Annotated in this window: 1 protein-coding gene; it reads right to left on the bottom strand. The window is 57.1% G+C overall.

Annotation, left to right across the window (positions count from 1 at the left end; translation table 11 throughout):
- A partial coding sequence (locus JW499_RS21780; RefSeq protein ID WP_205212533.1) for a 2Fe-2S iron-sulfur cluster-binding protein occupies positions 1 to 224 on the bottom strand: 224 nt, incomplete at its 3' end.
- Positions 225 to 399: the final 175 nt, after the last annotated feature.

Genomic DNA, 399 nt, shown 5'->3' with positions numbered 1-399 from the left:
AGCACTTTGCCCTCCTCCCGCTCCATATCCATCAGCGCGAAGGGGGAGGCGTTACCCAGATCACCTTCACCCTCCAGCACCTGCACTTTACAGGTGGCGCAGGTGCCGTGGCCACAGGCAAACGGCAGCCAGACCCCCTGACGCAGGGCCGCATCCAGAATGGTCTGCCCCTCTTCAACCTCGATCACATCACCGGTTGGTTCAACTGTTACTTCATAACTCATACTTTCACCCTGCAACAGACCGGTCTCTCACTCAGATGATCTGCCAGTGACCGGTCCGTCTCTCTCAGCTAAAGCTCTGTGACATTAAACGCCAGCCCCCTGATACCCCGTTAACTCCGGGGTTTTAAAGCGGATCAGCGATTTATGCCCCACCCCCTGATCGGCAAGAGCAACC

This window comes from Amphritea pacifica, assembly GCF_016924145.1.
Lineage (GTDB): Bacteria > Pseudomonadota > Gammaproteobacteria > Pseudomonadales > Balneatricaceae > Amphritea > Amphritea pacifica.
Note: the sequence above shows the minus strand (reverse complement) of the source record. Positions and strands in the feature narration are given on the sequence as shown.